The organism is Halomonas heilongjiangensis, assembly GCF_002879645.1.
GTDB classification, from domain to species: Bacteria; Pseudomonadota; Gammaproteobacteria; order Pseudomonadales; family Halomonadaceae; genus Halomonas; species Halomonas heilongjiangensis.
The window spans coordinates 1-12985 of the sequence record NZ_PNRE01000073.1; the positions used below are offsets into that span (position 1 = coordinate 1).

General features: G+C 67.7%; 12 protein-coding genes and 2 tRNA genes. 8 read left to right on the plus strand and 6 right to left on the minus strand.

Going from position 1 to position 12985, the window contains the following annotated elements:
• Positions 1 to 350: 350 nt before the first annotated feature.
• The 3 genes from C1H66_RS16050 to glpK form a co-directional block, all read right to left on the minus strand.
• A tRNA-Val gene (locus C1H66_RS16050) sits at positions 351 to 427 on the minus strand.
• A gap of 35 nt (positions 428 to 462) precedes the next feature.
• Positions 463 to 539: transfer RNA gene (locus C1H66_RS16055), tRNA-Val, on the minus strand.
• An 89-nt stretch (positions 540 to 628) separates the two neighbouring features.
• On the minus strand, positions 629 to 2116 hold the full coding sequence (gene glpK, locus C1H66_RS16060) for a glycerol kinase GlpK (protein ID WP_102628888.1): 1488 nt from the start codon (positions 2114 to 2116) through the stop codon (positions 629 to 631).
• Between the two features lie 152 nt (positions 2117 to 2268).
• Between glpK and C1H66_RS16065 the strand changes: the two genes are divergently transcribed.
• The 3 genes from C1H66_RS16065 (at position 2269) to C1H66_RS16075 (ending at position 5806) form a co-directional block, all read left to right on the plus strand.
• Positions 2269 to 3027, plus strand: coding sequence for a DeoR/GlpR family transcriptional regulator (locus C1H66_RS16065; protein ID WP_102628889.1), 759 nt, complete (start codon positions 2269 to 2271; stop codon positions 3025 to 3027).
• A 150-nt stretch (positions 3028 to 3177) separates the two neighbouring features.
• Entirely contained in the window at positions 3178 to 4680 is a 1503-nt protein-coding gene (gene glpD / locus C1H66_RS16070) for a glycerol-3-phosphate dehydrogenase (RefSeq protein ID WP_102628890.1), read from the plus strand.
• 61 nt (positions 4681 to 4741) lie between these two features.
• Positions 4742 to 5806, plus strand: coding sequence for an endonuclease/exonuclease/phosphatase family protein (locus C1H66_RS16075; RefSeq protein WP_102628891.1), 1065 nt, complete (start codon positions 4742 to 4744; stop codon positions 5804 to 5806).
• 144 nt (positions 5807 to 5950) lie between these two features.
• Here C1H66_RS16075 and C1H66_RS16080 read toward each other — a convergent pair whose 3' ends face one another.
• The gene (locus C1H66_RS16080) at positions 5951 to 6634 is read right to left on the minus strand and encodes a cyclic nucleotide-binding domain-containing protein (protein WP_102628892.1); all 684 of its coding nucleotides are present in this window, start codon (positions 6632 to 6634) and stop codon (positions 5951 to 5953) included.
• 208 nt (positions 6635 to 6842) lie between these two features.
• Between C1H66_RS16080 and C1H66_RS16085 the strand changes: the two genes are divergently transcribed.
• Entirely contained in the window at positions 6843 to 7316 is a 474-nt protein-coding gene (locus tag C1H66_RS16085) for a hypothetical protein (RefSeq protein ID WP_102628893.1), read from the plus strand.
• 1 nt (position 7317) lies between these two features.
• Here C1H66_RS16085 and C1H66_RS16090 read toward each other — a convergent pair whose 3' ends face one another.
• Complete coding sequence (locus tag C1H66_RS16090; RefSeq protein WP_170064172.1) at positions 7318 to 8073, minus strand: helix-turn-helix domain-containing protein; 756 nt, start codon at positions 8071 to 8073, stop codon at positions 7318 to 7320.
• A gap of 154 nt (positions 8074 to 8227) precedes the next feature.
• Positions 8228 to 9607 (minus strand): class II fumarate hydratase, encoded by a 1380-nt coding sequence (locus C1H66_RS16095; RefSeq protein WP_102628895.1) that lies wholly within the window; start codon positions 9605 to 9607, stop codon positions 8228 to 8230.
• Between the two features lie 142 nt (positions 9608 to 9749).
• Here C1H66_RS16095 and C1H66_RS16100 point away from each other — a divergent pair, with 142 nt between their 5' ends.
• The 4 genes from C1H66_RS16100 to ehuB all read left to right on the plus strand — a co-directional run bounded on the left by C1H66_RS16100 (position 9750) and on the right by ehuB (position 12951).
• Positions 9750 to 10781 carry an alpha/beta hydrolase gene (locus C1H66_RS16100; RefSeq protein WP_102628896.1) on the plus strand — a complete coding sequence of 344 codons (1032 nt, stop codon included), beginning with the start codon at positions 9750 to 9752 and terminating at the stop codon, positions 10779 to 10781.
• A gap of 137 nt (positions 10782 to 10918) precedes the next feature.
• Positions 10919 to 11287 (plus strand): phasin family protein, encoded by a 369-nt coding sequence (locus tag C1H66_RS16105; RefSeq protein WP_102628897.1) that lies wholly within the window; start codon positions 10919 to 10921, stop codon positions 11285 to 11287.
• A 144-nt stretch (positions 11288 to 11431) separates the two neighbouring features.
• Positions 11432 to 11974, plus strand: coding sequence for a carboxypeptidase-like regulatory domain-containing protein (locus C1H66_RS16110; RefSeq protein WP_102628898.1), 543 nt, complete (start codon positions 11432 to 11434; stop codon positions 11972 to 11974).
• Between the two features lie 104 nt (positions 11975 to 12078).
• Entirely contained in the window at positions 12079 to 12951 is an 873-nt protein-coding gene (ehuB, locus tag C1H66_RS16115; RefSeq protein WP_102628899.1) for an ectoine/hydroxyectoine ABC transporter substrate-binding protein EhuB, read from the plus strand.
• Positions 12952 to 12985 lie beyond the last annotated feature (34 nt).

Genomic DNA, 12985 nt, shown 5'->3' on the forward strand with positions numbered 1-12985 from the left:
GTGCCAGTGGGATGTAAAAACCTGGGGATCCCCCAGGGTCAGACCCCGACGGTGTCGAATCCCCTCGCCACGTGCACCATGACAAGCCTGGCAACTTGGCTGGGGTCTGCCCCATAGGGGCGGGCCTCGGCGCCTTTACTCGGCGAACATGCCGCCATCATCGAGAAATTCGTGGAGAGGCCGCAGGATCAGCCCCGAGCGACACCACGATGCGAGATACCTACAGGGCCGGCCACCGCGCCGGCCGCCGACCAGGCCGGCATCGAGGCCCTGATGGCCGTCTTCGTCGAACGAACGGATCGGGAATGAGAGACGCCCCCGCAGCAGGGCTGCGGGGGCGTCTCGGGAGCTGGTAGGACCAAGCGGATTTGAACCGCTGACCTCCACGATGTCAACGTGGCGCTCTAACCAACTGAGCTATGGTCCTGTCACGCTGTTGCCAGGATCGCAGCCGCCAGGGAATGGTAGGACCAGGCGGATTTGAACCGCCGACCTCCACGATGTCAACGTGGCGCTCTAACCAACTGAGCTATGGTCCTGCATCGGCGCATCCTGTCGGCTGCGCGACGCTCTCGGCGCCGCGGCAACGGATGCGTATATTACCGAAACTGCTGGCATTTGCAAGCCCTCAACGAGCGCTTTTGACCCTTTCCACCGCCTCCTGCCAGCCCTGGTAGAGCCGTTCGCGTTCACCCTCCTCCATCTGCGGCACGAAGCTGCGCTCGCACTGCCAGAGCCCGGCGATCTCGTCCAGGTCACGGTACCAGCCGAGTCGCAGCCCGGCGAGATAGGCCGCCCCGAGGGCGGTGGTCTCGAGCACCGTGGGACGGTCGACCTGGACGCCGAGCATGTCGGCGAGGAACTGCATCACCCAGTTGTTGCTGACCATGCCACCATCCACCCGCAGGGTGCTCGGCGTGGCCGCCATGTCGTCGCTCATGCAGACCTGCAGGTCGCGGGTCTGGTAGCAGACCGCCTGCAGGCCGGCGGCGACGATCTCGGCGATGCCGGTGTCGCGGGTCAGGCCGAGGATCGCGCCACGGGCCTTCGGGTCCCAGTGTGGCGCCCCCAGCCCGGTGAAGGCCGGTACCAGGTAGACGCTATGGCCGCTGCGGGTCTGGCGCGCCAGGGCCTCGGTCTCGGCGGCGTCGGCGAACAGCCGCAGGCCGTCGCGCAGCCACTGCACCGTGGCGCCGGCGACGAAGATGCTGCCCTCCATGGCGTAGGTGGGCTTGCCATGGAGGCGATAGCCGATGGTGGTCAGCAGGCGGTTGCGGGAGGTCTCGGCGGCGTCACCGGTGTTGACGATCATGAAGCAGCCGGTGCCGTAGGTGCTCTTGCCCATGCCCGGCGCGAAACAGGCCTGGCCGAACAGCGCCGCCTGCTGGTCACCGGCGACACCGGCGATGGGCAACTCGCCCCCCAGCCAGCGAGGCTCGACGGTGCCGAAGTCGTCGCTGGAGTCCTTCACCTCGGGCAGCAGGCTCTCGGGGATCTCGAAGAGCTCGAGCAGTGCCGGGTCCCAGCGCTGCTCGTGGATGTTGAACAGCGCCGTGCGCGAGGCGTTGGTGGCATCGGTGGCATGCACCCGGCCGCCGGTGAGTCGCCAGATCAGGAAGCTGTCGACCGTGCCGAAGGCCAGCTCGCCGCGCTCGGCGCGCGCCCGGGCCCCGTCGACGTGCTCCAGCAGCCAGGCCAGCTTGGTGGCCGAGAAGTAGGGGTCGATCAGCAGCCCGGTGCTGGCCTGCACCGCCTCGGTATGCCCCGCCTCGCGCAGCCGCTGGCAGGCATCCGCCGTGCGCCTGTCCTGCCAGACGATGGCATTGTGCAGCGGCTCGCCGGTCGCCCTGTCCCACAGCAGGGTGGTCTCGCGCTGGTTGGTGATGCCGATGCCGGCGATCTCCTCGAGCCCGACACCGGAGCGCTCGATCACCTCGCGGCAGGTGGCGAGCACCGTCTCCCAGATCGCCTCCGGGTCGTGCTCGACCCAGCCGTCCGCCGGGAAGTGCTGGACGAACTCGCGCTGGGCCATGGCCCGATTGCGGCCTTCGCGATCGAAGAGAATGGCACGGGAGCTGGTGGTGCCCTGGTCGATGGCAAGCAGGTAGTCGGCCATGGTGGTTCCTGTCGATGGATGTTCGTTTGTGATCACCAAGAGTACTGCAGTGTGTTCGTAATGCTTTACGACTTTTGTCGAACGATACCCCCCTGCGGCCTGCTCCCTCCTCCCGGGATGGCATACAATGGGACGATTGACAAGGAGCCGACATGAACCAGCAGCAACGACAGGACGCCATCGTCGACCTGGTCCGCCGCCAGGGCTATGCCAGCATCGAGCAGCTCACCGACCACTTCACGGTCACCCCGCAGACCATTCGGCGCGACCTCAACGCCCTGGCCGGCGAGGGCCTGATCCGCCGGGTCCATGGCGGTGCCGGACTCGAGTCGAGCACGGTCAATACCTCCTACAACACCCGCAAGACCCTGAACCTGGAGGCCAAGCAACGCATCGCCGCCCTGCTGGCCCGGCACATCCCCGACCACGCCTCGCTGTTCATCAACATCGGTACCAGCAACGAAGTGGTGGCCGAGGCCCTGCTCGAGCATCAGGGCCTGGAGGTGATCACCAACAACCTCAAGGTGGCGGCGATCCTCCAGCACAAGGAGGACTTCAACGTGATCATCGCCGGCGGCCAGGTGCGCTCCCGTGACGGCGGTATCATCGGCGAGGCCACCATCGACTTCATCAACCAGTTCAAGGTCGACTACGGCATCATCGGCATCAGCGGCATCGACGAGGATGGCTCGCTGCTCGAGTTCGACTATCAGGAGGTACGCGTCGCCCAGGCGATCATCCGCAATTCACGCCAGGTGTTCCTGGCCGCCGATCACTCCAAGTTCCACCGCAACCCGGTCGTTCGCCAGGGAAATCTCGGCCAGCTCGACGCCCTGTTCACCGACCGTCGCCCGCCGGAGTCCATCCTGCGCCTGCTGGAGGCGCACGACGTGTCCCTGCATATCGCCTGACCGCGCCCTCCAGGCCCCCTCCCGCGACCGCCCCGCCACGACGGGAGAAATTCGCCTCGCCTCTTGATGTTCGGTTTTGATTCATCTATTTTCGTTTTCTAACATCCATCATCACGGCGGCGACCCGCATCGGTCACGCAGGAGACATCCATGGGCGGCAAGGCAAGCGACGTGATCGATCTGTTCGTCATCGGGGGCGGCATCAACGGCGTCGGCATCGCCGTCGATGCCGCCGGACGCGGCCTCCGGGTGGCGCTGTGCGAGCAGGCCGACCTGGCCAGCGCCACCTCCTCGGCCAGCAGCAAGCTGATCCATGGCGGCCTGCGCTATCTGGAGCATCGCGAGTTTCGCCTGGTGCACGAGGCCCTGCGCGAACGCGAGGTACTGCTGGCCAAGGCCCCCCACATCATCTGGCCGCTGCGCTTCGTCCTGCCCCACCGCCCTCATCTGCGGCCGGCCTGGATGCTGCGCGCGGGCCTCTTCCTCTACGACCACCTGGGGCGGCGGCAACGCCTGGCCGGATCGCGAGGGGTGACCTTCGCCGAGGAGGACGGGCTCAGCCCCGGCATCTCCCGCGGCTTCGAGTACTCCGACTGCTGGGTCGATGACGCGCGCCTGGTGGTGCTCAACGCCCTCCAGGCCAGGGAGCATGGTGCCGAGATCCTGGTCCGCACCCGCTGCGTCGGCACACGACAGGAGGCCGGACACTGGGTCATCTGCCTGGAGGACGTCGAGAGCGGTACCCGCTTCGAGCGCCGGGCACGGGTGCTGGTCAATGCCGCCGGCCCCTGGGTCGAGAGCGTGGTGCGCGACCAGGCCGGGCGAACGTCCCGCTACGCCATCCGCATGATCCGCGGCAGCCACCTGATCGTCCCCCGTCTCAACCGCGACGACCGCGCCTATATCCTGCAGAACAGCGACCGGCGCATCGTCTTCGTGCTGCCCTACGAGGAGTCGTTCAGCCTGATCGGCACCACCGACCGACGCCACGACGGCGATCCTGCCCGGGTGACGGCCAGCGACGAGGAGATCGACTACCTGCTCGAGGTGGTCAATGGCCACTTCCGCCGCCAGCTGGGGAGAGCCGACGTCGTCGCCACCTTCGCCGGCGTGCGCCCGCTGTGCGACGACGAGTCCGCCGACCCGTCGGCCATGACCCGCGACTACACCCTCGACCTGGACAGCGACGGCGCCCCCCTGCTGTCGGTGTTCGGCGGCAAGATCACCACCTATCGCAAGCTCGCCGAGGCGGCCCTGCACGCGCTGCGGCCCCACTTTCCCGGCATGGAGGGCCCCTGGACGGCGGCGGCCCTGCTGCCCGGCGGTGACATCGGCGACCAGCACGACTTCACCACCCGCCTGCTCGCCGATTACCCCTTCCTCGGCGACGCCAGGGCACGACGCTTCGCCCGCAGCTACGGCAGCCTCTGCCTGCGCTTCCTGCACGGGGCCAGCAGTGAAGAGGCACTGGGCGAAGCGTTCGGCGCCGGGCTCACCGCCGCCGAGGTGGATTACCTGGTCGACCACGAATGGGCACGCAGCGCCGAGGACATCCTCTGGCGGCGCACCAAACTCGGCCTGCGCCTCAATCCCTCCCAGACCGCACGCCTGGCCGAGTACATCGAGGTGCATCGGCGCCGGCTGGCGGCATGATTCTCCCGCGGGGCTGGCTGTGATATGGATGACTGTCGACCCTACGACAGAGAATCATCGCATGCTCGCCCCCGCGCTGACCGGTCTGGCCATACTGCTGCTCGGCACCACGCTCATCGCCAGACTGCCGGTGCACTGGTGGTGGATACGCGCCTGCGAATTCCCGCGACTGCAGCTGGCCGTGCTTGCCCTGGTCACGGCGGTGCTCTCGCCGCTCGCCGGGCCACCCTGGTCCTGGGCATGCCTGGCGGCGAGCCTCGCGACCCTGGCGCTGCAAGTCCCTCGCATCCTGCCCTGGACCCGCCTGTGGCCGGTGCAGGTCCAGGCGGCCGAGCCCGGTCAGGAGGCGCGATGCCTGACCGTGCTGGTGGCCAACGTGCTTACCCCCAACCGGAATGCCGACAGGCTCGTCGGCCTGATCCAGCGCTACGACCCGGACGTGATCGTGACCCTCGAGTCGGACGGCTGGTGGCAGCAACGGCTCGATGCGGCCCTGGATGCGGACTGGTCGCATAGCGTCAAGGTCCCGCTCGACAACCTGTACGGCATGCACCTCTACTCCCGGTTGCCCCTGCTGGCTCCCCGGGTCGAATGGCTGATCCAGGAGGACATTCCCTCGATACACACCGATATCGCGCTGAACAGCGGCGACATCATCAGGCTGCACGCCCTGCACCCCCGGCCACCGGCGCCCAACGAGAGCGAGGAGTCCCTGTGGCGCGATGCAGAGTTGCTGCTGGTGGGCAAGCGAATCCACGAGACTCCCATGCCGACGCTGGTGGTGGGGGACCTCAACGACGTGGCCTGGTCTCGCACCACGCGACTCTTCTGTCGTGTCAGCGGCATGCTCGACCCACGGCAGGGACGCGGCATGTTCAGCACCTTCCATGCCGACTATCCCTTCCTGCGCTGGCCACTGGATCATATCTTCGTCAGCGAGCACTTCACTCTCGAGGCCATGTCGCGCCTGCCCGGCTTCGGCTCCGACCACTTCCCCATCCTCGCCACCCTCTGCTTCCGCCCCTCGCGCGCCGACGAGCACGACGCCCCCGCGGCCGATCACGAGGAACGGCGCGACGCCCGGGACACGATCCGCGAGGCCCGGGCCCGCGACCAATCGGACTGACGGGAATCCCGCCGCGTGTCCAGCCGCCTATTGCCGGGGCCGCTGCTACCCCCTTCCCCGCCGCCCGCTCGACTCGGCCAGGCGGATGAGCCGGTCGAGGTCGAGAATATGGAAGTCGCGCCCGCTGGCCTTTAGCAGTTCCTGCTAGTGGAAGGACGCCAGGGTGCGGCTGACGGTCTCCACCGTCAGGCCCAGGTAGCTGCCGATGTCGCTGCGCGACAGCGCCAGGCGAAACTGGGTGGGCGAGTAGCCGCGACGCCGGAAGCGCGCCGACATGGCGACGAAGAAATACGCCAGTCGCCCGACGGCGGTCCGGTGCAACAACGACCGGAGCATCAGCCGCTCGTTGTGCACCTCCTGGCTCAGGTTGCGACACAACTGCTGCCGCAGCTCCGGCACCTGGGCACCGAGTTCGCCGATCCGCTCCCGCGACAGCACGCTCACCGTCAGGGTCTCCAGCGCCAGGGCGGTCCCGGGATAGACGTCCTGCCCAATGGCATCGAGCCCCACCAGGTCGCCCGGCATCGCATAGGCCATGACCAGGGGGTCGCCTCCGTGGATCGTCGAGACCTGCTTGAGGCTCCCGGAGCGCACCAGGAACAGCCCGGTGAACGGGGCGCCCTGCTCGAAGAGCACTTCGTCCTTCCTCAGCAGTGTGAACGTCTCGGTATCATGGAGTTCGGGGATCTCATCCAGGGGCAGCCCCAGGGGCAGGTGCAAGCAGCTCATGTCGGTGAATACATCATCTCCAGAACGGTCATTGGCTCGGACCGGCGGCACGCAGCAGCCCCGCTCGCCGAGCCAGACACCATGCCTGAAATCACGCATTCACGGTGCATCATTCGGCACCATTCTTGACAACTGTCACTCCGTGTCGGGCTTTCCCCCGGCGCCGGGGGAGGGTCCCGGGCTTTCGTCCCGGAAGTTGATACCTGTCATGGCCGTTACCGCAGTCCACTCACTACTCTGACAGTCGGCCAACGCCCAGCACCTCGCTTCATCGCCATGCGAGTCTTCCACGGAGGTATGACGCTCCATGAACACCTTGACCACCCACACCCTCCTGCCCCTGGAACAGCTCGCACTGGCCAGTGCCCATGAGACGAAGGAGAGGCACCGCTATCGGGGCCTCGCGCGCAGGCTCCGGGCCACCGCTCCCGAAGCGAGTCGCCTGATGGCCGAACTGGGCAGGGAGTGCGAACAGCGACTCGAGACCCTGCGAGACGCGGCCAGGGCCCTGGGACTTTCCGCCTGCCTTGTCATCGACGACACCGAGGCGTCGACGTCGGGCAAGCGACAGCGCCTCTTCAGCGTCGATGTCGCCCTGGAGAGGCAGGCGCTCAAGCAGACCCTGGAGAGCGCCGACGCCTCGCGCCGGTTCTTCGAATGGCTGCTGGAAACCAATGCCACGCCGGAGCTGTATCGGCCCCTGCTCGCTTGCGTTGCCCAGAAGCGCGCCGAATGTCGCGTCCTCGGCGAGAGGCTGGCGCAGTCGTCGCTCGAGGCCTAGGTCACCCCACGCTGCTGCGCCGTCCACTGGTCTCGGCCAGGCGCTCCAGGCGGGGCATGTCGAGGATATGGAACTCCTGGCCGCGTGTGGCGAGCAGCTCCTGCTCGCGATAGCGCACCAGGGTACGGCTGACGGTTTCCATCGTCAGCCCCAGGTAGTTGGCGATATCGCCGCGCGACATCGCCAACCGGAAGCGGTGGGGCGAATAGCCACGGCGCCGGAAGTGCTCGGACATGGCGACGAGGAAGTGCGCCAGTCGCACCTCGGAGGTCCTTCGCAGCAGCAGGCGCATCCACAGGCGCTCGCTCCCCAGCTCCTGGCTCAGGTGACACAGGAACCGCCGGCGCAACTCGGGCACACGGGTGCCGAGCTCGGAGAACTCCGTGAACGGCAATTCACATACCGTGGCGGTCTCCAGTGACACGACACTGCCCGGGTAGCGACCTTCACCGATGGCATCGAGGCCGATCAGCTCCCCCGGAAGGAAGAGCGCCGTGACCAGGTATTCGTCGCTTGCGGTCGTGGTGACCTGTTTGAGACTGCCGGAGCGCACCACGAAGAGGCTGGTGAAGGGCGAGCCTTGCGCGATCAGGAGGTCGCCCTTGTCGAGCGTCGCCCGGCGACGCATGATGTCGCCGAGTTCGGGGACCTCGTCGACCGGCAGTCGTCCGGTGAAGCAGAAGGGACTCGACCGGCATGACAGGCAGTCGACGGCGCGTCGGCCGGCAAAGTGCAACACCTTGTTGCGGCTCGTCATGGCCTCCCCCTCCCGAAACTCGTTCGGGGTTACTCCATTGTCCTGAGTATGAGACCCGGGGAGAGCGAGGGCCGTCATGCTTTCGTCGAAGTCCCTTGCCTCCCGTACGGACGTCCCGGTGGCCAGCCGGTGCGCTCGAGAAAGAGACGCCTGGCTACTCGGGAATCCCGCCGCGGGTCAGGGCCGCGGGGTCGAGCAGCCGCTCGAGCTCCTCGCGGGAGAGGTCGGTCTCCTCCTCGGCCACCTCGACGATCGGCCGCCCTGCCGCGTAGGCCTTCTTGGCGATGGCCGCCGCGGCGTCGTAGCCGATCACCGAGTTGAGCGCCGTCACCAGGATGGGGTTGCGCGACAGCGGTTGCCGCAGGTTCTCCTCGCGCACCCTGAAGCTGGCGATGGCACGATCGGCCAGCAGCCACGAGGTATTGGCCATCAATCCGATGGCGGTGAGCAGGTTGTTGGCGACCAGCGGCAGCATGACGTTGAGCTGGAAATTGCCGCTCTGGCCGGCCACCGTCACCGCGGCATCGAGACCGATCACCTGGGCCGCGGCCTGGGCGGCGGACTCGGGAATCACCGGATTGACCTTGCCCGGCATGATCGAACTGCCCGGCTGCAGGGCCTCGAGCTCGATCTCGCCAAGCCCCGCCAGGGGGCCGGAGTTCATCCAGCGCAGGTCGTTGGCGATCTTCATCACCACGCAGGCCAGCCCCCTGAGCTGGCCCGACAGCTCCACGGCGGCATCCTGGGAGGCCAGGCCGGCGAAGAAGCTGTCGTTCGGGGCGAGCGCCAGCCCGGTCTGCTCGCTCAGGTCCCGGGCCATGCGCCCCGCGAACTCGGGGTGCGCATTGATGCCGGACCCCACCGCGGTGCCCCCCTGGGCCAGCCGGCAGAGGCGTACCATGGCGCTGTCGAGGCGCTCGATGGCCTGTCCCACCTGGCTCGACCAGCCCCCCAGCTCCTGGCTCATGCGCAATGGCATGGCATCCATCAGATGCGTCCTGCCGGTCTTGACCACGTGATCGAGTTCGCAGGCTCGGACATCGATGGTCTGACGCAGGTGCACCAGCGCCGGCCGCAGCCGCGACTGCACCTCCAGCGCCGCCGAGAGGTGGATGGCGGTGGGAATGACGTCGTTGCTCGACTGCCCCATGTTGACGTGGTCGTTGGGCCCCACCGCCAGGCCGTCACGACTGGCCAGGCGGGCCAGCACTTCGTTGACGTTCATGTTGCTCGAGGTGCCGGAACCCGTCTGGAAGACATCCACCGGGAACTGGCCGTCGTGGTCGCCGGCGATCACCGCCTCGGCGGCGGCGACGATGGCCGCGGCCCGTTCGGCGTCGAGCAGCCCGAGTTCCCGGTTGACCCTCGCCGCGGCCAGCTTGATGCGCGCGATGGCATGGATGAAGGCCGCCGGCAGGGGCTGGCCGGAGACCGGAAAGTTGTTCACCGCGCGCTGGGTCTGGGCACCGTAGAGGGCCTCTGCGGGCACCTCGAGCTCGCCCATGCTGTCACGCTCGATGCGATGGTCGCTCATGACCTTCTCCTTCGTCGCAGGACGCTGCGGGAAATCCCTCTCTCACCATGGTGCCGCCGGGCGCCGCTTGCAAGGCGGCCCTCGCCAATTCCCCCCGGGCTCCGTTATGGTCATGGTGATGAAACCCAGGATGGCACCGGGCATGACAGGCAGCCTCACTCGCTCGACGGGTGCCGTGCGACGACTGCCGGTGCTCGTGATCTTCTGGCTGGCCGGCTGTGCCGCCACGGCACCCGCATCGCCCGACCCTCTCCCCGGCGTCACCGCCGAACTGAGAGACGGCCGGGTGATCGCCGAGGACGGCTATCAGTTACCCATGCGCCGCTGGCTGCCGGCGGGTGACCCCGTGGCGATCGTGCTGGCACTCCACGGCTTCAACGACCATGCCGGCAGCCTCGAACCCCTGGCCCTGTCGCTGCGCGCCCGGGGTATCGCCGTGCACGCCATCGACCAGCGTGGCTTCGGCACCACCAGCGGGCGCGGCCTCTGGCACGGCGAGCGGCGCCTGGTCGACGACGCGCGCCTAGTGTCCCGCCTGCTGCGCCAGCGCTACCCCGAGACCCCGCTCTATCTGGTCGGCAAGAGCATGGGCGGGGCCGTGGCCATGCTCGCCCTCACCGGCGGCTCGCCTGCCGGGGTGGACGGTGCCGTGCTGGTCTCGCCGGCGGTGTGGGGGCTCTCGACCATGCCCTGGTACCAGCGCCTCGGCCTGCGCGTTGCCGCCTATCTCTTCCCGGACCTGAGTCTCAGCTCCCGCCTCACGCGGCGCCTGGGCATCCATCCCACCGACGATCCGGAGGTGATGCGCCGCATGCTGAACGACCCCCTGATCCAGCGCCGTGCGCTCGTCGGCACCCTGCACGGCCTGAGCCGACTGATGGATGCCGCCAGCCGAGCCGGCGAGCGCCTGCCCCCGCCGATCCTGTTGCTCTACGGCGAGCGGGATCAGGTGATCCCCCCGGAGCCGACCTGTCGCCTCCTCGAACGCCTTCCCGCCACACCGGCCCACCGGCTGGTGCTCTACCCCGACGGCTTCCACATGCTGACCCGCTACAGCGGAAACGCCGCCACCCATGAGGACATCGCCACCTGGCTACTGGACCCGCGGGCGGCGCTGCCCTCCGGCCACGAGGTCGACCACGACACCGCCCGCGATCGGCTCTGCGAGGGGTGATTACGTCGCTGTCGTAGAAGCGAAAAATAATATTGCACTGCACAAACCACTCTGCTATTGTGCAGTGCAACAGGAAGGGAAACGCGACACCACCGTGTGGCTTCCCGATACTTCATAGCGCCCCGGAGGGTTTCACGATGCAAAACTTCGATACCAAGCAATTCACCGAACAGTTCGAATCCATGTTCTTCGGTCCGGCCCGCGCCTACGCGTCGCTCTCCGTGGACTACACCGAGAAGCTGGTCAATGCCCAGCTCGACGCCAGCAAGGCCTATGCCGACACCGGCCTGGCGCAGCTGCGCGGCCTGATGAGCGTCAAGGATGCCGAAGGCCTGCGTGCCTACATGGAAGGCCAGCAGAAGGTCGCCAAGGACCTGACCGAGCGCCTCAAGGGCGATGCCGAGAAGGTCGTCTCCCTGCAGCAGGACTTCGTGCAGAAGAGCCAGAAGCTGACCGAGGAAAACGTCAAGCAGGCCCAAGAGACTGCCACCAAGGCCGCCAAGTAAGCCGCTGACAGGTCTGGCCGGCCCCGCGCCGGCCAGCGCCCTCGAAGGGCCGCCGATCATCGATCGGCGGCCTTTTTGCGTTAAGATCTCCTGGCTCAGGGGCCACCTACGGGGCCCGGAGAATCCATCATCGGGAGAGTGCTCATGCAACGCTGGATTCCTGTCTTGCTGACGGCCGTGGCGCTGACCGGCTGCGAAATCATGCCCCCCGCGCCTGCACCGACCGAGCGCATCGAGGTGATCGACAGGGGCACCGAGCGCGAGCGCGAGCCCGAGGCGGAGCTTCCGGCGCCCGGTCGCGTGGCCCGGCAGGTGGCGTTTCCCGAGGCGGAGTACGCCGCCCTGCAGAGGACCGGTAGCGGCGTCATCAGCGGTCGCCTGAGCCTCAACGGCACCCCCGGCAGCGGCGAGACCGTTTCGGTGGCCCCGGTGACCACCTATTCCGCCGAGGCCGCCGAGCAGGCCCTGGCCGGCCGTGCCGTGGAACCCGCCGATCCCCGGGCACGAGAATACACCCACACCACGCGCACCGATGGCCAGGGCCACTTCAGCCTGAACGGGATACCGGCCGGCGAGTTCTACGTGTCGGGCAGCGTCGTCGACCCCGCCAGCGGCCAACGGCGAGTCATCATCCGCCAGGTGTCGTTGGGCAATGGCCAGCGCCTGGAAGTGAACCTCAGCCGCTGAGGCACCGCCTGGCGTGAGCCGTCCCCGTCTCCTATGTTGATGCCAGAGGCTCTCGGTGCCCGCGACGATGCTCGGGACCACCACCCACGGAGGGACGTTAGCTCATGCGCAACCACAGCAGAGCCGGCTGGCCGGCGCGGCTGGCCATCACGGCGCTACTGCTCGGCCTGGCCAGCGCCAGCAGCGCCAGCGCCGCCACCCTGGACGAGATCCATGAACGCGGCAGTATCCGCATCGCCGTGGCCAATGAGGAACCCTACGGCTATATCGACGAGCACGGCGAGCCCCGCGGCGCGGGCCCCGAGGTCGCCCTGCACCTGATGGACGAGCTGGGTATCGAGTCGATCGAGTGGATCGAGACCACCTTCGGCGACCTGATTCCCGGCCTGCGCGAGGGGCGCTTCGACATGGCCGCGGCAGAGATGGCCATCCTGCCGGAGCGTTGCGCGCAGATCCTCTACTCCGAGCCGAACACCACCTATGGCGAGGGTCTGCTGGTCAGGGCCACCAACCCCGGAACGATCACCTCCTACGCCGACTTCGCGCAACGCGACGACGTCAAGGTCGCCGTCATGGCCGGCGCCGACCAGCGCGAGATCCTCATGGCACTGGACGTGCCCGATGACCGGATCGTCACCCTCGAACGCAACGAGGATGCCATCGGCGCGATCACCGGCGGCCAGGCCGACGCCTACGCGGCCACCGGCCTGACGGTCAGCGCCCTCGAGCGGATCGACAACGACGTGGAAGTGGTCCTCGACTTCGTCGACCCGGTGATCGACGGCGAGGCGGTGCGCAGCTGGGGGGGCTTCGCCTTCGGGCCCGAGGCCGGGGAACTCCGCGATGCGGTCAACGAGGCACTGACGGCCTACAAGCGCACCAATGCCTGGGAGCAGATCCTGACCGACCATGGCTTCACCCAGGACGACGTGCTGAACTCCTTCCGTTTCAGCACCGAGCAGCTCTGCAGCGGCTAGGCTTTATCCGAAAATTCGGCGAGCGCAGGCAGTT